Annotated in this window: 13 protein-coding genes, 1 tRNA gene and 1 pseudogene; 9 read left to right on the forward strand and 6 right to left on the reverse strand. The window is 64.0% G+C overall.

All coding sequences use genetic code 11. The annotated features are described in order from the left end of the window. Positions 1-77 precede the first annotated feature (77 nt). Complete coding sequence (locus tag Q0672_RS22135) at positions 78-1586, reverse strand: hypothetical protein (RefSeq protein ID WP_298626052.1); 1509 nt, start codon at positions 1584-1586, stop codon at positions 78-80. A gap of 450 nt (positions 1587-2036) precedes the next feature. Between Q0672_RS22135 and Q0672_RS22140 the strand changes: the two genes are divergently transcribed. From Q0672_RS22140 to katG, 9 genes are all read left to right on the forward strand, one after another. Next, complete coding sequence (locus Q0672_RS22140) at positions 2037-3353, forward strand: site-specific integrase (RefSeq protein ID WP_298626055.1); 1317 nt, start codon at positions 2037-2039, stop codon at positions 3351-3353. Positions 3354-3474: 121 nt separating this feature from the next. Next, complete coding sequence (locus Q0672_RS22145; RefSeq protein WP_298626059.1) at positions 3475-3822, forward strand: hypothetical protein; 348 nt, start codon at positions 3475-3477, stop codon at positions 3820-3822. A gap of 42 nt (positions 3823-3864) precedes the next feature. Then, a complete protein-coding gene (locus Q0672_RS22150) occupies positions 3865-4137 on the forward strand; it encodes a hypothetical protein (RefSeq protein WP_298626062.1) in 273 nt (90 codons plus the stop codon). A gap of 107 nt (positions 4138-4244) precedes the next feature. Next, on the forward strand, positions 4245-4511 hold the full coding sequence (locus Q0672_RS22155; protein WP_298626064.1) for a hypothetical protein: 267 nt from the start codon (positions 4245-4247) through the stop codon (positions 4509-4511). Between the two features lie 183 nt (positions 4512-4694). Then, the gene (locus tag Q0672_RS22160) at positions 4695-7865 is read left to right on the forward strand and encodes a hypothetical protein (protein WP_298626067.1); all 3171 of its coding nucleotides are present in this window, start codon (positions 4695-4697) and stop codon (positions 7863-7865) included. A gap of 751 nt (positions 7866-8616) precedes the next feature. Then, positions 8617-10059 (forward strand): hypothetical protein, encoded by a 1443-nt coding sequence (locus Q0672_RS22165; protein WP_298626070.1) that lies wholly within the window; start codon positions 8617-8619, stop codon positions 10057-10059. A gap of 125 nt (positions 10060-10184) precedes the next feature. Next, complete coding sequence (locus tag Q0672_RS22170) at positions 10185-11039, forward strand: hypothetical protein (protein WP_298626073.1); 855 nt, start codon at positions 10185-10187, stop codon at positions 11037-11039. A 454-nt stretch (positions 11040-11493) separates the two neighbouring features. Further along, a tRNA-Asn gene (locus Q0672_RS22175) sits at positions 11494-11588 on the forward strand. Positions 11589-11781: 193 nt separating this feature from the next. Then, positions 11782-13977 (forward strand): catalase/peroxidase HPI, encoded by a 2196-nt coding sequence (gene katG / locus Q0672_RS22180; RefSeq protein ID WP_298626076.1) that lies wholly within the window; start codon positions 11782-11784, stop codon positions 13975-13977. 91 nt (positions 13978-14068) lie between these two features. Here katG and Q0672_RS22185 read toward each other — a convergent pair. The 5 genes and pseudogenes from Q0672_RS22185 to Q0672_RS22205 all read right to left on the reverse strand — a co-directional run. Next, a pseudogene (locus tag Q0672_RS22185) lies at positions 14069-15685 on the reverse strand (DUF4105 domain-containing protein). A gap of 329 nt (positions 15686-16014) precedes the next feature. Continuing rightward, on the reverse strand, positions 16015-16518 hold the full coding sequence (locus tag Q0672_RS22190; RefSeq protein WP_298626079.1) for a DUF3015 family protein: 504 nt from the start codon (positions 16516-16518) through the stop codon (positions 16015-16017). A gap of 194 nt (positions 16519-16712) precedes the next feature. Then, the gene (locus Q0672_RS22195) at positions 16713-18032 is read right to left on the reverse strand and encodes a ferric reductase-like transmembrane domain-containing protein (RefSeq protein ID WP_298626083.1); all 1320 of its coding nucleotides are present in this window, start codon (positions 18030-18032) and stop codon (positions 16713-16715) included. 90 nt (positions 18033-18122) lie between these two features. Beyond that, on the reverse strand, positions 18123-18464 hold the full coding sequence (locus Q0672_RS22200) for a hypothetical protein (RefSeq protein ID WP_298626085.1): 342 nt from the start codon (positions 18462-18464) through the stop codon (positions 18123-18125). A 179-nt stretch (positions 18465-18643) separates the two neighbouring features. After that, positions 18644-19200, reverse strand: a 557-nt coding sequence (locus tag Q0672_RS22205; protein ID WP_298626088.1) for a transposase, incomplete at its 5' end; no start/stop codon positions are given.

Consider the following 19200-nt stretch of genomic DNA (forward strand, 5'->3'; position numbering starts at 1 on the left):
GGCAGGATCAAGAAACCTGCCCCGGCGCCGCTTTCTTGTGATCCGGACAGGCAACGGCCTGTCCGGATCACGTAACGTCACGACTCCCCCTCGTCGACAAACTGGGACCGAATGCGCAGCGGTTTGAGCGCGACATAGTGTCCCCGCGACGACAGACCCGGATAGCCCGCCTCGAATGCGCTCAGCACCGCGAAGTGGCGTACATCCTGGCGCGGTGGATGCTGCAGGCCCAGCGTCATGACATGGTCCATCTTCACGTCGTACAGGCCGTTGTCCTCCAGCCAGGCCAGCGTCGACGGAGTCACCCTCCCCTTTTCCTTTAGCGCCTCGATGAGTGCCCGGACCTTGCGAAGGCGCGGCTGCGCGAACGCACGGTTGTGCGCATTGACGAGGTCCGCCAGCTGACCGCACAGCGTCTTGAGGGACGTCGGTACGACCAGCGGCCCGCGCGGCCAATCCGGGACGGGTGACACGACAAACGCGTCGTCGGGCGCGTGCTGCGTCAGCGCATCGACGACATGGTCTGGGACCGCCACGCCAAGGCTCAGCCATACCGGGCTGTAAGGGATGCCGGTCTTCGCGATCGTATCGATCACGAAATCCCGATAGGCATCCGGGGATACCTGTACCTCGATTGCATCGCCCTCTTCCTTGACGGTCGCCAGCCACTCCGCGTGACACTTACGGCGAGGGCGTCCCAGGGGGCTTCCTGCCGAGCGCCGGCCCGGTGGCGCTTCGAAGTCCAGCACCTGCACGTTGACGAACAGCGACTGCGGGTCGAAGGCGAGCAGCAACACCGCCCATTCGCCCTTCTCGGTATTCAGCAGAACCTGATGCAGATGCAGGACATGCAGGACGCCGCAGCTGCGCAGATCCTCAATGAACGCCTCCTCCGGCGCAACGGGCAGTGCCTGGGTAGCAGCCACGGGGTCCCAGGTCGGGCGCGGTGCATCGAGATCGGCCAGCCCCTGCAAGAAGGACGCGCGACTGCCGAGAAGCGGCTGAATCCCGGGAAATCTCTGGAGATGGTGATACAGCATCCGTGCTGACCACCCGGTCAGCGCCTGCAGTTCCCACCAGACCCGGCTCCAGCGCTTGAAGCGGGGTTTTGGCCCCGGCCTGGCTCGCGGGGGCTTAAAAGTGGGCACAGCGGTGAGCGGCTGGACGGGCGCGGGTTCTCGCTCTCGCGGGGGGCGCCTCGCAGCCGGAGCGTCCGCGGCGAGTGGCAGGTTGATCAGGGTCGGCAAGGCACTGACCGGTGCAGGTTTCTTCCTGGGTGCGCGGGGCTTGGGCGATCCCCCCGACTTCGGGCGTCCCCGGGTGGGCAGGGCGACCTCCGGGGGCGGCACGAAAACGCCCACGCGGCCGACCAGGGCGGCATGACGCGTCGCGGCCTCCGCCCTGCGGGTGGCGCGCGCAACCGCCTGGTGGATGTAGCGCAGCACTGTGCGCTCACTCAGCTCCGTCCGGAAGCGGCGGTTGAAAGCCTTCGCGAGCTCGCGCGTAGGGCGTCCGGCAAAGCGGCCCGCTTCCTTGTCGCCTTCCACCTTCGGGCCCAGCCAGCGGAGCAACAGGGCGTCGCGCACTTGCGGCGGCACGCTACGCGTAGGCGACTTCGGCATGGAGTTCACGGGCATCGGAGGCGGCAGATCGAGCGTAGGAGAGTTCTGGACAAGATTTTCTGTCTAATTTTACCGCAACCCGTTTTGTATTTTTAGCGCGCGGCAGTCCGGATTAACTCTGGACACGCCATCGGACAACTCCAGGGTTGAATTCGCGCCCAAGACCCCACGCCCGGCGCGCGATCCTTGTTGGGTGTCGAAGTGCCGCGAGAAGCGCCCCTTCCGCCTTGAATAATCCATATTTATCAACACACTAAGTGCTCGAATCCGCTTCTTTCAGGGGTTTTCTGGCTCGATTAAAGTGCAACTCGTGCTGAACGGCAGCTCATCAAAACGAGGAAAGAAAGCCCCCCATGAAACTCTTCAACCCCTTCAAACCCAACCAATTTACGCAGGCTCGCCGGATGGAGTGAGATGAAGCGCCAGCCCCCCGCTCCAATTGCGCCCGCTGACGACAACTCAGCGGCTCACGTCGGCGCGAAGAGTACTCGACGCAAGGCCAGGCGGCCTCGTGCTGAGGATGTCACCCTGATCGCTCGAGCCTGCGGATGTGATCCGCCCAGTATCGAGCGCGATCGTCCGCGGCGCCCCAAGGAACAGGCAACGCCCGGCGTCCCCGGCCTCAAGCGGGTCGCGTCGCTGACCGATCCGCACCTTTGGTACTGGGTCTTTCGCTACACCAACCCGGAGACGGGCAAGCGGGCGTCGATTTCCTACGGGACCTCCGTCGAGGTGCCCTACATGGAAGCGGTGGCCCGTGCCCAGCGGGACCGGGAAATGGTCCGCCGCGGCCGCAATCCGGCCGCCTCGAAGGTCACGCTCGACGTGTTCGTCGAAACCGTCGTCACCCCGTGGGCCCGGGAGAACCTGCGCTCGTGGAAGGACTTGATCTCGCGCTACGTCCTGTACTTCGCCGAGCCGCTTGGGGCGATGCAGATCAGCGAGATCTCGGCCTTCGACGTGGAACAGGTCCTGACTGAACTGCGCAAGCCCGGCAAGTCCCTGCGGCGCAAGCGCCTGAAGGCGGCCACGATCAACCGTGCGGCGATGGCCCTGCGGACGATCTTCCGGCTGGCGAAACAGCATGGTCTGATCGACCACAACCCGCTGGACGGGTGGCAGCAACTGCGGGAGAACCCGCCGCCGCCGATGGCGCTGAGCGTCGATGAGGTCCACCGAGTGCTCGTTCGCTTGCAGTCGGAGCAAGAGCGCTTCCGCCTCCTGATCGAACTGCTGCTGGAGACGGCGCTGCGGATCGGCGAAGCCCTCAATGCCCGCTTCGCGGACGTGGATGTGCAGCGGCGTCTGCTGAACCTGCGGGAATCCAAGGGCGGCGGGAACGAGATCGTCCCGCTGACAGCACGCGCCCTCCAGATCATCGGGCGGCTGCGGGAGCTGAGCCACAACGACCGGCTGTTCCCGGCAGCGCGAGGCGATGGCCCCATGAGTGCGCCTCGCAAGGTGCTGAAACGGGTCTTCGCTGATGTGGGGATCGATCCGTCGGCGTGTTTCCACACGCTTCGGAAGACCACCGCGAGCCTCGCTGCGAGCAGCGGAATTGATGCTATTAGCATCAGTCGATTGCTGCGGCACCGCAGCATCCGGACGACGGAGCGGCACTACCTCGCGACCTACCACGACAACCTGCACCGGGCGGTCAATGTGGTCAGCGGTCTGATTAGTGCCCCTGCGGCGACGGTCAAGGGCGGCGGCACTGCGCTCTACCCCTGAGTGCCTTGCATTGAGATCCCTCGCGACCAGCGTCTTGTCGCTGCGTGAGCTGAAGTACCCACTGTTTCATCAACCCGCCCGGCGCCAATCCCGGCACTGGGCACTACTTAGGAGAAGCACCATGCAGACCCAATGCATCGCCGAAGCCCTTGTGGCGGCAAAGAAGTTCGTTGCGGCGGCGGATTTCGTCGAGCAGAACTACGGCACCTATTACGACGGTCGCGGTGACGAGCATTACGTGAATGGCCCGGCCTGCAAGCAATTGCGCGACATCGTGGTGGAACTGATTGACGCCCTCGGCGACGTACGGCGCTACACGGCTGCGGCCCTGCCCGCTATTCCCGTCGAACTCTATGAAACCGGCGAGGAAGACAAGGGCCATGAGGAGGGCGAATACGAACTCCAGATGGACGTTGCCACGCTTGGCCAGCCCGGCTGGCACCAGACGCGCGTCGTCCGGACCAAATAAACCCTGCGACAGCATCTTCTACCCGAGGAAAGGACCACCACCATGACGATCAAGAGCCACGGCGACGAACGCGATTGGGAGCCCGGCGGCATCTACTACGACGGCCCTTACTACACGCCCGAGGAGGACGACGAGGACTACGAGGACGAAGACCTCGACACGTACGAGGCTGAACATGACTACGACGACGAGGAGGCCGACGAAGCACCTCCTCCGCGCCGCCAGACCTACCAGGCACCGGCCCGGCAGAAGCTGACGACCCTCAAGATGCCGCGCCCCGTCCGGGTCCGGCGCTACATCGACGACGAGTTTTAACGGGCAGACAGCCCGCTAGAAGGTGTGGGGCAGCACCGTCTTTGCTTGCCGGCGATTGCCGGTGCCGCCACCACGAACAACAACGGCCATTTTATAAGGAGATTCTCATGGCCCAACGCAACTTCCGCTTCCCCAAGGGGAAGACCGTCATCCAGTACCACCAGATCGGCCGCTTCCAGGCCTACCCGGGCGGCGTGGGCGTGTTCAACCTGCGTGACCGGATGGTGGACTACCTCCACACCGCCAACGAGACCATCGCGGTCCTTGTCGTCGAGATGCTCGACAAGGTGTGGGCCAGCAACGGACGCATCGAGCCGGACTGGTCGATCCTCGACCTGGACGCCCAGACGGATACCACCGACACGCCGCGCTGATCCGCGCCGGCATCGCCCGTCGCGGCGATGCCTGACCGGGCCGTCTGCCTTTTGAGGCGGGCGGCCCTTTTTTTGTCCATCGGTCGGGGTCAGGCCGTCGGCCATCAGGTCGGCGATGGCTTCGGCCAGTGTCAATCTCGATGTGGGGGCCCATGTAGTATGGCAATTGACACCAAACCGACGATGCTCGAACGCATCGTCGAGGCCCGGAAGGACCGGGCGCGCTTCAAGCGCAAAAAGGGCGCGGAAACGACGATGGAGCTGATCGTCGATGAGCCGGCCGCCGCGACGCGGCCCAGCCTCGATGCGCTTCTTACGCACCTGGACGACGTGTTCCATCCCCTGATGGAGAAAGCCCGCGCCAAGCGGGCAGACTCTTCCGCTCCGTCGTCGGATCAATCTGGCGGGCCGCCGCCCATCGAATCGGATGTCTCACCCGAGGATCAAGTCAAACTGGACGGTTTTCTGGCGACGTGCTTGCAGCCGCCGCCGCTCGCCGTCATGGCGCAGCCACTCACGGGGGGTATCGGTGCCGACGGCAAGCGCCCTCCTCCGCGCCGGGGCTTCGGCCCGCCGGTCTTCGTGGGCTTTGACTGCGAGTGGGAATATCAGGCCAAGGGCCGCAACGTGCTGCTCTCGGTCCAGTTCTATGTCGTCGGGCCGACGGGGCTACGCTACAGCAAGGTCATCAACCTCGTGGGCAAGGACGCCGTGCAGGATCGCCCGTCGCTGGCGGAGGCGCTGTACGACCTGCTCGATGAGGCCGAGATCGAATGCGTGTTCGACGAGTGGCCCGAGGAGGTTGTGCTGTGCGGCCATTTCACCCGGGCGGACATCTCGGTCTTCCGGGACTTCAAGCAGTTTCGCCACCAGCTCCAGGCGGTCAATGGCACCCTCGCGACGACGGCCCGCCCGGCCGAGGTGAAGCTGCCCCTCAAGGAGGAGCAGGCCGAGCGGCTCAAGCACCGTTACCGCTACGTGGTTGGGGATGACTTCAACCCGCGGGTGCTGTCGGTGCGGATCGTCGATTCGGCGCGGCTCGCGCCGCCGGGCACGCCCCTCGCGAAGCTCGGGGACTGGCTGGACGTGCCCAAGGTGATGCTGCCCCGAGGCTACCGCAAGTCCGAGATGCGGCGCCTCCAGCGGGAGCTGCCCGGCCTGTTCAAGGCCTACGGGCTGCGGGATGCCGAGATCGCCGTGCTGTATGTGCTGTGGGTGTTGTGGTTCTGCGACCGCTACCTGGGCATCAAGGGCTTGTCGGCGACGGCGAGCGGTCTGTCGGTGCGCCTCGTGCAGCTGTGCATGCGCCGTGACGGGGTCCATCCGGACGTGGCCCTGAACTTCGAGAAGGTACGGCGCTGGCGCTGGAATGAGGCCACCGGGCGTCCGACTTCCCAGACCCAGCGGGTACCGACGCGGGTGCGGCGCTGGTTCGAGGCCTTCTTCGCCGATGTGTATATGGGCGGGCGCAACGAGTGTTACTGGTTCGGTCCGACGCCGATGCCACAGCCGGGCTACCGGCTGTTCGACCACGATCTGGCGGCCTGCTACGTGGTGAGCCTCGCCGGGATCATGTGTCTCGACTATGAGCGGATCGAGATCACCCGCGACCCAGAACGCTTCCGGGGGCATGTGGCGGGCTACGCCGAGGTGGAGTTCCGGTTTCCGGAGGGGACCTTGTATCCGTGCCTCGCCGTGATGATGGAGAAGTACGGGCTGTGGTATCCCCTCTCCGGCGTGGCCCTGGCGACGGCACCGGAGATCGAGCTGGCGTTGGAGATGGGCGCGGAGATCACGATCCGCTTCGGGGTGGTGATTCCGTGGAAGGACCGCGCGGCGGTCTTCGCGGAGAGTGCCAAGCGTCTGCGACGGGAGAAGACCGGGAAGGACGCCGACACGAGCCTGTGGCTAGAAGCCGAGGGTGACGTCTTCGTGCCGGCAACGGAGATGCAGTTTCCGCCGGAGTCCCACGGCGATGTGGGCTACAGGCCCTTCGAGTCGGGCTCGATCTACACCCGCGCGATGCGGTTGAAGTTTGACAAGAAGTCCCTGCCCCACCAGTTCATGAAGCTCGTGGGCAATGGCGTTTATGGGAAAACCGGCCAGGGCTTCAAGGGCAAGCGGGCGCTGGACATGGAGGACCTGAAGTATCGCGCGATCGGCCCGTCCGGGATCTCGGAGCCGGCGGTCGCGGCGCTGGTATCTGGCTTCGCGCGGGCAGTGCTCGGCGAGATCCTGTGGAAGCTGCCGGCGGGGACGCTGGCGGTGTCGGCGACGACGGATGGCCTGCTGGTGGATTTGGAGAAGCTCGACCTCACCGGCACGATGTGCCGGCGTTTCCAGGCGCTGGTGGACCGGATCGCGCCGGGCACGGCGATGACGGAGTTGAAGCACCTGATCGGGCAGGCGGTCGCCGGCAAGACCCGCCTGCAGCTCACGGGGCTCGCGATCGACGGCCAGGAGCCGGTGGTGGCCAAGAGCGGCATCAAGGTGCCGCTCGAAAGCGCCGAGGGCGACGAGGAGAAGGAGCGCGCGCTGATGCGCCCGGAAAACCAGAACCGCTTCATGCTCGATCTCTTCGCCAACCGCCAGCCCGGGCAGGTCATCCAGCGCGCATCCCTGATGTCGCTGGGCGAGATGGTGCTCAATGACTGGGACCTGCAGACCATCGATACCCCGGTGCGGCTCAACATGGAGTACGACTTCAAGCGCCGTCCGGTCGATGCCCGCATGGTCCGGATCGAATCGCTCGGCATCGAGCATCTGGCCTTTGCGACCGTGCCCTGGGACAACGCGGCCGAGGGCGAGCTGGCCCGGATGCTGTTCGACCGCTGGCGCGAGGGGGAAAAGGACAAGGAAGGGACCTGGGTGCGTCCGGGCCATTGCCTCAAGACGATGGCGGACTGGGGCGACTGGCAGGCGTTCTACGGGCTCTACGCGGGCAACCACCTGCGACGGGCGCGCTTCCGGGCACTGCAGGCGGCGTCCAACGTGACGGTGAAGGCCGACGGGCAGAACGAGGGGCAACCGAAGCGCCTGCGCGGGCCTACGGGGCAGGTGTACGCGACGGCGAGGACCGGGATCCTCGGGACCGCGATCCGGACCTTCCTGACCGCTTATGTGCAGCGGGCTTGGGGGCTGGACGGCGCCGACCTGTCGCAGGCGAAGCTCGCCGCCTGGCTGACCGAAGCGGGCTACCCCGTGAAGGTGCATGACGTGAAGAACGTGGGGCGCTCGCAGCTGCATGAGCATGTGTCGCCGGCGACGGCGGAGGTGATGGCGTTCCTAGAGGTCGTGAAAGCGCGGTTTCCGGGGCTGGAGACGGAGCGGTTTTTGGTGCGGGGTAGCCGGTGATGGTGTCAGTGAGGAAGGGGGGGGGCGCGATCGCGGCCCCCCCTCTCTGCATTCTGGGTAGGGCGCGGTCCGCGTCCTCAAGCCATGCGCCCCAGCGAGCCCGGCACCATCACGAGTGCTGGGTGCAACGCTGGCGCGGGGATACCCTCTTTCAGGAGCAGCGGGAACCAGATACGCATCACGCAAGTTCTGCCACAAATTTTACTTGAAAGTTCTTTAGCATGATCTATTTTCAATTAAGAGAACTACAAATAGCTAGAGAGGATAAGACATGATTCTGAAAGTCTAGCAATCTAGGCAGGACGACCCTTCGGCAATTCCTGCCTTGGGCCTGATGGCCAGAATCGGTCAGCAATACGCCGGTCACCTGCCGTTCAGCCGAAAATTACGTTGAAGGACAACTTGTCGATTCGGTGAACTCACACTGCCGACCCAAAGCAGATGTTCGCGCCGGTCTTTTAATGACAAGTTATTATTTCTTACACTTTAACAAGGACGTCGTACACCTTCTAGCTTCGCGGCCTTAAAACCGACCAAGGAGATTTTTCAATGACAAGTGAAACAAAAGTCGTTTTGGCGATCCAACCCAGCGCCGATCAGTCCACGGTGGTCACGATAGAGGGTGCTATTGACAATATTCATGAGGATCCAAAGCGAATCCAACAGCTACTAGACCTGCTGCGTGTCCCCAAGGGCACTGAGGTCAAGGTGCTGACTACAGCCGCCACCTCTATCGTTCGGTAGCATGGCGATGGGTGAAGCCATTACGTATGGGTGGCTGCGCCCAGAGGTGCAGGTTACTTACGGCGATGCAGGTGACAGCATTCGCTTCGCGCACTGGGAAGTACGCTTGCCGAGGGGCGCACTCGCTGGGCGGACCCTACAGTCCGTCCTGACGCGAGAAAATCCGATCCAGTGTCCCCAAGATGACCCAGAACTTGCAGGTTTGCTTGCCCTGCTTGACGCACAGGGCTGCTTCCGCCGCGTTGGCGCTATGGAAGCATGCTCGATGCGCGAACTTAGACGTCGCTTTGACCGGCTGCGGTCCGTATGGTACGCCGCCTACTACGCGCACCCGCTTTGGGAACGTCTCCGTCGGGGCAAGGCCAGCCGCAACGAGTTGTTAGCCTGGGTCATTCACAATTACCACATTTCTCGGGTTGCTGGCGCTTCAGCCGCGCGCTGCGCGTCGCGGCCCTATACCCGCAACCTCCGGACGCAATTTCTCAAGGACACGTTTGACGAGTATTGGCACGTCGACTCCTTCTATTTTGTACGGCACCCTAGCCTCGCGATACACGACGAAGATGTTAAGCGCTACGTACCGCTACCAGGATCTCGAGCATTCGAATTGCATACAATGCAGGTCGCCGATCGAAATCCACTCGGACATCTGTTGATTGCCTACTTCCAAGAGTCGACTGCGGTCTTTATTGATGACTGCGTTTCATTTTACCGGGACGTGGAGCGCGCCTATAGCCTCAATGGATTCTTTGATACGTGGGTCGCGCACATGCGTCTTGATGTCGATCAGAGACACGCCGACAGCCTTTCCCAGTTGTTTGAAAACGATTTAATCGTCTCTGCGGATGAACAGCTTGCTGCGTTTAGATGCGCATACCTTGCATACAGTTATCTACTTGCGTCTCTTGACCAAGTACTGGAGCAGGCACGAACCGATGAGTTTCTAGACATTCGCGCTCCACATGATTTCGTCACCCGTAGACAGCCTATCCCAACCTCAACTCATGTGGATCGCTCAGGCAACCAAACCGCCGAATTGCAAGCTAGTGCGTTGCATGCATCACTCGCCTGTCTAGGTCGCACACTCGAACATGATGACGTAATGTCAATCGGAAGACTATGCCGAACACTTCACACCACACATACGGATGCATGGCTTGATTGCAAAGTAACGATTTGGAGCGAGGCACTTAGTCATCTTCTCCAGGAGCAGTCTGAAAGTCCGGCGAGCCTAGCCACCTTGCTGCGAGCGCTTGAACTGCGATTTCAAGAGCATGGACTGTCATACCTATCGAGCGACTCGCTTGATACCGTGGACAAAATCCTGATTCGCCACGGTGGCAGCAATAACGCCCTTTTGTCCCTGGCGGTATCGGAACGAATGGCAATTGAGTTTCTTGACCTTGCTCTCTGTGCTCCTCTTATTGATTCGGGGGCTTACTCACCATGAGTGGCAGCGTGCTCGGGTTCTCGTTGGTTGGTTGCTACCGTGTTCAGGGCTCACTGCGACCCGAACCCGGACGACTAGATGGTCGCTGGCTAACCTCCAAAAAGGGCGTACTCACCGAGATGAGTATGAATTCTGCAATTGAACGCCATAATCGCTGGCAAGGCCACATGCGCTGCTCGCTGCGTGCAGCAGACATTTGGCTGCGATCAGGGCAGTTCGAGACCAGACCCGACATCCTCTACAAGATGAGTCACTTCAGAGCCAGTGAAGGGACGCCGCCCATGCCGGCAAACATCGTTGATTTGACAAAGGCACTGCGTCTGTGGGAGCGCCGCCAGCCTGTCTACGCGGCGCTGTTTGGCTTTGAGGGTCTTGAAGCCGCGTTGCATCTGATTGGCAACGTCGATCAGGCTATCGTGAATGAATACTTTCTGCATGAAGCTGGGCACTGCATTGGATACTCAGTAGAAGAAAAGATTCGTGACAATTTTTTCACGCCCGGTGGAGAGCCTTCCCCCCTCTTGATAGCGCTTGAAGAATTGCGAGCCGATGCCCATGGCTTGCAATTAGCTTTGGAAGTTCTCGAACCAGCGGATGCCGTTGCGGTGTTTGTGTACTATCTCCTTCAGCGCTTCGGCGTTCATGTAGAAGGCCTGCATGAGACTGGTACGGCGCCTTACGGGCTTATTCCCTACCTGCTTTTCGACGCCCTTCAGGTCGCAGGCTTCTACTTACCACATGGGGCGTCCGCGCAGTGGCCAACACGAGAGGTTCTTCTTACCTGCATGCGGGACATTTCTACCATCATGGATGACGCAGTCACGGGACCTGAGTTGATGGCTGGATCGCCGGTCGCCGCAGCCTTTGCTGGAGGATCGTATTTGCGGCAACGATTACTGGAAGAACGACATACTGCGATGTTCCGTCAGATGGTGGATGGAGGGCTAGCGGAACTCCATCCCACACTGCCTACTCAATAAGCATTAGCCGCAGAGGCCGCCATTCGCCCCCCCAAAAAAAAGAAGCAAACCATCAGATCACTTAAGGCTGGACCTGGACGTTCGCTCGCTTGACTTGAAGGGGCAAAGCCGTACCAACCTATCGTTCGATAGTGAGCTACCTCGCATGGCCTCCGGGCTCCTATCGCGAGCCTCCTGGGCTGGCCGGGCAGGAGACGTTGTTCGAAATGGCTGTGACAAGCCCCGCCAGCGCAGTTTGCGGAATTGAAGGCTCTGACCTCTGCCGGATGAGGCCATCGACTACTCGGACATTCCGGCGAGCATTCCGGCCAAATGGCAGAAGGCGGAGGTAGACAAGTTCCACCGGCCGATCATGCAGCCCTTCGCCGGTTCATCGCGGGGGGTGAATCCTGCCATCTGGTGCATCGCTGGTCACGCGAAAGCGACTGCACACGTACCGTACGGCGCGCCCAAGCCCTTGGATATCCAGACCGCACACCCAATCCACGGCGAGGCTTCTCCGGACTGTTAATCCGTAGGTCCCTGGTTCGAGCCCAGGTCGAGGAGCCAAGACAAGCAAAAAGCCAATCCGCAAGGGTTGGCTTTTTGCTTTTGACCCGCCCCTCTTCACGGTGGTCCTTCCCCTCCGCCCGCCCCTATGGGCACCATCGCCAAATGCAATTGGTGAGCGTGGTGGCAAAACCTTAGAGTGTCTGTGACGGTCAACGATTGACCGGACTTACAACACGCCGAGGAGATCGCCATGTCCACCGAATCCAAATGCCCGTTCGCGGGAGATGTCCGCAAACACACCGTTGCGGGTGCCCCATCGAATGCCGACTGGTGGCCCAACCAGCTGAAGATCGGCATCCTCCACCAACATTCCGCCAAGTCCGACCCGATGGGCGCGGACTTCAACTACGCCGAAGCCTTCAAGCAGCTCGACCTGGACGCCCTCATCAAGGATCTCCACGCCCTGATGACCGACTCGCAGGATTGGTGGCCCGCCGACTTCGGCCACTACGGACCGCTCTTCGTGCGGATGGCCTGGCACAGCGCCGGCACCTACCGGGTCAGCGACGGTCGCGGCGGCGCGGGCACCGGCAACCAGCGCTTCGCACCCCTCAACAGCTGGCCCGACAACGTCAACCTCGACAAGGCACGCCGCCTGCTGTGGCCGATCAAGCAGAAGTACGGCCGCAACATCTCGTGGGCCGACCTGATGATCCTCACCGGCAATGTGGCCCTCGAATCCATGGGCTTCAAGACCTTCGGCTTCGCCGGCGGCCGCGAGGACATCTGGGAACCCGAAGAGGACGTCTATTGGGGCGCCGAGCGCAAGTGGCTCGACGACCAGCGCTACACCGGCGACCGCGACCTGGAGAACCCCCTCGCCGCGGTGCAGATGGGCCTCATCTACGTGAATCCGGAAGGCCCCAACGGCAACCCCGACCCGCTCGCCGCCGCCCGCGACATCCGCGAAACCTTCGCCCGCATGGCGATGGACGACGAAGAGACCGTGGCCCTCATCGCCGGTGGCCACACCTTCGGCAAGACCCACGGCGCCGGTGACGCCAGCCTCGTCGGCCCCGAACCCGAAGCCGCCGGAATCGAGCAGCAAGGCTTCGGCTGGGCCAGCACCTACGGCAGCGGCAAGGGCGGCGACACCATCAGCAGCGGGCTCGAAGTCACCTGGACGACCACCCCCACCCGCTGGAGCAACAACTTCTTCTCGAACCTCTTCGGCTTCGAATGGGAGCTCACAAAGAGCCCGGCCGGCGCCCACCAATGGAAGCCGAAGGAAGGCGCGGGCGCCGACACCGTGCCCGACGCCCACGACCCGACGAAACGCCACGCCCCGGCGATGCTCACCACCGACCTCGCCCTGCGCTTCGATCCGGCCTACGAGAAGATCTCCCGGCGCTTCCACGAGAACCCCGACCAGTTCGCCGACGCCTTCGCCCGCGCCTGGTTCAAGCTCACCCACCGGGACATGGGCCCCATCGCCCGCTACCTCGGCCCGCTGGTGCCTTCGGAGCCCCTGATCTGGCAGGATCCGATCCCCGCCGTCGATCACCCGCTGGTGGGCACCGACGACATCGCCGCCCTCAAGGCCCGGCTGCTCGCCTCCGGGCTGTCGATCTCCCAGCTGGTCACCACCGCCTGGGCCTCGGCCTCCACCTTCCGCGGCAGCGACAAGCGCGGCGGCGCCAACGGCGCACGCATCCGCCTCGCCCCGCAGAAGGACTGGGCGGTCAATCAGCCCGCCGAGCTGGCCCGGGTGCTCGCCACCCTCGAGGGCATCCAGACCGACTTCAACACCGCCCAGGGCGGCGGCAAGAAGATCTCGCTGGCCGACCTGATCGTGCTGGGCGGCAGCGCCGCCATCGAAGCCGCCGCAAAGAAAGCCGGCTTCGACGTGAGCGTGCCTTTCGCCCCCGGCCGGATGGACGCCTCGCAGGACCAGACCGACGTGGCCTCCTTCGCCGTGCTCGAGCCCGCCGCCGACGGCTTCCGCAACTACGTGCGCAAGGGCCTGGAAGGCGCCGCCGCCGAGCTGCTCATCGACAAGGCCCAGCTCCTCACCCTGACCGCCCCCGAGCTGACGGTGTTGATCGGCGGCCTGCGCGCCCTGGGCGCCAACTTCGAGCACTCGGCCCACGGCGTCTTCACCCACCGGCCCGAAACCCTGAGTAACGATTTCTTCGTGAATCTGCTCGACATGGGCACCCGCTGGCAGAAGTCCGCCACCACCGAAGGCGTGCTGGAAGGCCGCGACCGGACCACCGGCGAGCTCAAATGGACCGGCACCGTCGTCGATCTGGTGTTCGGCTCCAACGCGCAGCTGCGCGCCGTGGCCGAGGTATACGCCAGCGACGACGCGAAGGCGCGCTTCGTGCGTGACTTCGTGGCCGCCTGGACCAAGGTGATGAACCTCGACCGCTTCGACCTCGCCTGATTCTCGCGGGGTAAACGCAGAGGGGGCGCCCCGGCCGGGGCGCCCCCTCTTTTTCTTCTATCGCACAGCACCAGTGCGCCGCCAACCCGGATCACCAGTAAAAGCCGACCCCAATGCTGGTTTCGCTCGTCTTGTCGGACTCGTGGCGGATGCGGATGTCGCCCTGTTTTCCGATCGCGTAGCGCGCCTCGGCGCGAGCGACCCGGTAAGACGTCTGCAGCGCGTCAACCGGGACACGCTGCTCAACCCCAAGCCGCAGGCCGAATGCGCCTTGGGGGCGAAGCAGCAGATCGACCGACGCCCGCCCGAACGCCGCGCCCTGCTGGTGGCGATCCTGCTGCAGCGCGCCGCCCACATAGCCCGCCAGGAACACTCCTTCGGCAAGCCGGCGCCCGAACCCCAAGTCGCCCTGCAGCCGCGGCACGAGGCAGTCCCCACACCCAAGTCGAGCCTGATCGGCGCCGAACTTCAGCTTCCAGGCAAAACCGCGATCCCGCGGCAGGCCGCTCACCCCGGGCGCCGCGCTCTCGATGGACAGAAGATCGAGCCGGCGCAGGCGGACTTCCTGCGACCGGAACAGCAGCTGAATGTCTCCCATCGCCAGACTCGCGTTGGGGATGTGGCTGCTGTCCGAATCGAGCGGGTCGTAATAGGCCGGACGGAGCCGGAGCAACCCCCAGCCACCGCTGGCAGCGCCGATCTGCACCCAGCTCGGCGCGCGGCCCTCGTGGGGCGGCTCGGGAACATCAGCAAGGCCGGGCCGGCTACCCGGAGGCGTGGCGTAGCGCGTGGCCAGCGCCCGGGCATAGCGCGGATCGACGACACCCCGCGCCCGCTCGTTCGGATCGGCGATGAACTGGTAGTAGTCCATCAGGGCATCCAGCACGGCGTGGCGGGACGCCACCGGCAGCGCCGTGAAGGCGTCGCCGGTGAGCGCCTCGTCCTCGGCGACGATGGCCCCCAGCAGCGTCCGCTCGCCACCGTTCAGGCTGCGATAGCTCCGGTAGAAGCGCGTCTGGCGTGACGGCTGGTAGAGGGCCGCCCCCATGATCGCCTGCCCCTGGTAACGGGCCTCGGGGAGTTGCTGGAGCACCGACAGCGGCACTGTCCACGGCCTGTCGCGGGGGATCAGCTCCAGCCCCTCGACCACCTGGACGATCTCGGTCATGCGGAACGCGCAGTTCTCCCGGAAGAAGTAGTAGCGATAGCGCTTGTTGAGCACTTACCACGAATGGGCAACGATGAGATCGACCTGCTCCTGCGGCAGGGTCAGCCGGTATTCCCACAGGTCGCGCAGTTCGTTCTCGCCGTAATTGTTCTCGTGGAAGTAATAGCCGATCTCGCTGAAGCCCCCGTCGTAACCGCCAAGGACACCCTTGACGATGTAGCTCACGGGGTCATCGCCGGAGGTATCGATCGCGCCGTAATTGAGGGTCAGATCCTGCAGGTTCGAGCGGGCGGGATCGGACTCGAAATTGAGCTTGAGAAAGGTGTGCCCGTAATAGGACGCCGGGTTTCCGAGAAAGCCGTTGGCGAGCACGATGCTCACCGAGCGTACCGCCCCGTTGCGGGTCCAGGCGTCGAAGGTCGGGCACGGGCGCCGGGGGAAGGGCAGATCGCCCCCCAGCTGGCGGGAGAGCCACAGCCGCCGGGCGGGGAAGCGGCACTGGGGATGGGTGTCGCCCTCGGCGCCACCGTCGGCAGCCATCGCGGCGACCGTTGCGCGAAGCTCGGCTTCGGGGTTGGTCCGGCCTTCCGGGGAGAGGAAGAACGCATCGCTGAAGATGGCGCTGCGAAAACCGCTGGGCGACGCCGGATCGGGGACGTAATGCCCGAGACGCAGCCAGCCATCACGGCGGGCCAGGCTGGAAAGGTCTGAATCTACAGCCGCCCCGGCGGAGAGCGGGATCACGGCAAGCAGACAGGCACCGATGGCAAGAAGCCGGAAGTAGCGAAAGAAGGACACCGGAAGAAGATCGAGCGCAAAAAAAAACGCGCCGGCCGGAATGCCCGGCCGGCGCAGGGTGCTGGCGAAGCTTAGATCGTGCAGCGCTGGGCAGCGGCCGACTCGATCGCCTTGTAGAGGCTGGCGGCCTTTTCGAGGCGCGGCTGGCTGGCATAGCCCGGCGCGGCAACGGCTTCACCCATCGACTTGCGGGTGTCGCCGATCACGCTGGCGTGCACGGCGCCGTCGCACTCGAAGAGGTTGAGTGCGGTGGCCAGGTGCTCGCCCTGACCACGGGCGGTTTCCTCGGCGAGCTGCTCGTAGGTGTCGCGGATGAAGAGGGCGGCCTTCATCTGGCGCGCGTTACAGGTCTGCGGGCTGGCGGTGGCGGAGGTGATCGCGGTGATACCCAGATCCCAGATCACGTTGGACGTGAGGGCAGCCCAGTGCACATCCTTGAACAGGGCTGCACCGATGCCGCACTCGGTGTACGGATTGGGACCGCTACCGGCCGGGCCGAAGTTGACCTGGGCGTTTGCTGAAAAGGCCTGAATCGCAAGCAGGGCAAAGGCGATGGCTGTCTTTTTGATTTTCATACCATGAATCCTTACTGAGAAAAGAACGCGTACGTTCGATCCTGATTAAACACACAAGGCTGGTGAAAATATTCACCCGTGTTGATCCTATCATAGCCATGCTTGATCAACATATGACATACATCATGCGCAGCCCATCGAAAGCGCCGATGGGTATCAGTCAGAAACGCAGGCGTGCCCCACCACTGGATACCTCAGCGAAACTCGAACAACTCCCGATGAAAGCCCGCCGGCTTGAGCAGGCCGGCTGTGGTGAGGTGCTCGGCGAGGCTTTCGCCCCACGCGGCCGGGCCGCAGAACCATACGGTGCGGCTGGGCTTGAGGCAGGCGGCCACCTCGTCGGCGGGCAGCGGGCCGTGTAGCTGGGTGTGGCGGCGGTGCAGGCGCACCCCGGCGGCGGCGCACAGGGCCGGCAGGTCTGGCGGAAAGCCCGGCCGGGCATCCGCAGTGCTGTAGAAGAAATCCACCGGTGCCCGGGTGCCGCCCCGGGCGGCCAGCTCCTGCAGCCGGGCCAGGAAGGGGGTGATGCCGATGCCGCCGGCCACCCACACCTGACTGTCTTCGCCGTGGGCGGCGTCGAACGTGAAGCCCCCGTACGGCCCTTCGAGGCGGATCGTCTGGCCCACCGCCACCCGCCCGGGCAGGCTGCGGGTGTAGTCGCCCAGGGGCTTGATGGCGAGGGTGATGCGGCCGTCCGCCGGGTTCCAGGCGCTGGCCACGGTGAAGGGATGGGCGCCCTCGCCCGCCGGGCCGAAATCCGCCAGCACGCACTGGCCGGACTGATGGCCCGGCCACGTGCCCGCGGGGCGGCAGGCGATCTCCAGCACCCCGTCCGGGTGACAGGTGACGGCCTCGACCTTTGCCCCCATCCGCCGGCGCACGCCGATGCGCCCGGTGAGCGCCATCACCGCCGGCACCACGCCCAGGGTGGCCATGAAGGCGGTGAGCCAGCCCAGGGGCTGCAGCCAGTAGCCGGCCGGCATCAGCATCAGGCCGTGGAAGGCGCCGGCGATGAAGACCAGCGGAAACAGCCGGTGCACCCAGCGGAAGTAGCGGTACGGGATGCGCCTGAGCAGCGCGATCACCACCATCGCCAGCAGGATGTAGCCGGCCCATTCGCCCACGTCTTTGGCGATGTCGATCCAGAAATCCTCCGGCCCCTTGGGCGGACGCGGGCCCCGCGCCGGGCGGGTGATGAGCCCGGCCTTGGCGAGCTTCTTCGGCAGCCACTCGAGCATCCAGTGGGTAAGCACGATCGCCCCGGCGCCGATGCCCACGTGCTTGTGCAGGCGGTACAGGCGATCCAGCCCGCCGAAAAACTGCTCGACCCGCGGCAGGCGCGCAGCCAGCACCATGCCGGCGCTCATCCACCACAGGGCGAGCACGCCCGAGGCGGGGATGAGGGCATGGCGCCAGTCCCACGGCCCCTTGGCCGAGGCGATGACCTCCGGCATCACGAAGATGCCCCACAGCAGCAGCGGGATGGCGGCGAGGAGGACGAGCGGGCGTTTCATTTCAGCAACTCCGGCGAAAGGCAGTCCAGCCGGCCAAGGGTAAGGCCGGTGGGGAAGAAAGATTGTGTCGAGGATCAAGGGGGCTGCACCCTACACCGGGACGGACTTTCCGGGGTACGGGAATGGCACGTTCAAGCCCGGGATGAACCGGCTCCCCGCTGGGGGCGGCGTGTTTGTCCGGGACTTGAACCTGTCTGCCTCGGACTTGAACGGGTTCATGTCCGACTTGAACGGGTTCAGCGAAAACCTGAACTGGTTCGGCCCGGACTTGAACTCGTTCAACTGAAAGATGAACCGGTTCAAGTCCGGGCCGAACACGTTCAAGTCGACCTTGAAGCGGTTCAAGTTCAGGGTGAAGTTGTTCAAGTCAAAGATGAACTCGTTCAAGTCCGGGTTGAGCCGGTTCAAGTCCGGGTTGAACCCTGCCCACACCCGAAGATCCTGCAGGCAGTTTGGTCTGCGCCACCTGCTCCCCGCCCCCATCCGCGTCATCCACGGCAAGCACCATGGCGCGAATCGCCCCGATGCGGGCAGCGGGGGAGTGTCAGTAATTTTGTGTTCGAGGCGAATTTCGATTGATCCCGGCCATGGCCGGGATCAATCGACGGTTCTCATTTTGTGACCGCCGGAATGAAGCGCTCGCCGTACAGGATGGCGAACTGGTTCATGGCGCCTTTCCAGCATGTCATCGTTCCCCGCCATCCGTCGGTGATGTTGCGCAGCGCCAGCCAGATCAGCTTGGTGGCCGCTTCATCCGTCGGGAAGTGGCCCCGCGTCTTGATGATCTTGCGCACCCGCGCGTTCAGGCTCTCGATGGCGTTGGTGGTGTAGATCACCCGACGCACCTCGGGCGGAAACGCGAAGAACGGGATGACTTCCTCCCACGCCCGGCGCCACGCCGCAGCCACCGTCGGGAAGCGCTGGCCCCATTCACCGTCGGCGAAATCCGCCAGCGCCGCTTCGGCCGCCTCGGCGCTCACCGCCTGGTAGATCGGCTTGAGGGCATCGGCAAGCGCCTTGCGCTCCCTGTAGCCCGCGTAGCTCAGGCTGTTGCGCAGCAGGTGCACGATGCAGGTCTGCAGCGTGCTGCAGGGATAGGCCACCGCCAGCGCATCGGCCATGCCCTTCAGACCGTCGGTGACGGCGATCAGGATGTCCTGGCAGCCGC

It is taken from the genome of uncultured Zoogloea sp., assembly GCF_937894855.1.
In the GTDB taxonomy this organism is placed as follows: Bacteria; Pseudomonadota; Gammaproteobacteria; order Burkholderiales; family Rhodocyclaceae; genus Zoogloea; species Zoogloea oryzae.